The sequence below is a fragment of the Bacillus sp. 7884-1 genome, from assembly GCF_002272245.1.
Lineage (GTDB): Bacteria > Bacillota > Bacilli > Bacillales > Cytobacillaceae > Neobacillus.
On the sequence record NZ_NPDD01000385.1, the window covers coordinates 1 to 231 of the forward strand.

The following is a 231-nucleotide window of genomic DNA, read 5'->3' on the forward strand; positions in this document are numbered from 1 at the left end:
TAAAATATTATTATCTTACAAAATCGTCTTAAGGGGCGACTGATGGGAATCGAACCCACGAATGCCTGAACCACAATCAGGTGCGTTAACCACTTCGCCACAACCGCCATAATAAGATTAATTGGCAGGGGTAGTAGGAATTGAACCCACACCAAAGGTTTTGGAGACCTTCGTTCTACCTTTAAACTATACCCCTAAAAAGAAAAGTTATTTCAATACCGTGAAAAAACA

General features: G+C 39.8%; 2 tRNA genes. Both read right to left on the bottom strand.

Annotation, left to right across the window (positions count from 1 at the left end):
• Positions 1-34 precede the first annotated feature (34 nt).
• Positions 35-107, bottom strand: a tRNA-His gene (locus CHI06_RS29235).
• Between the two features lie 15 nt (positions 108-122).
• Positions 123-196, bottom strand: a tRNA-Trp gene (locus CHI06_RS29240).
• Positions 197-231: the final 35 nt, after the last annotated feature.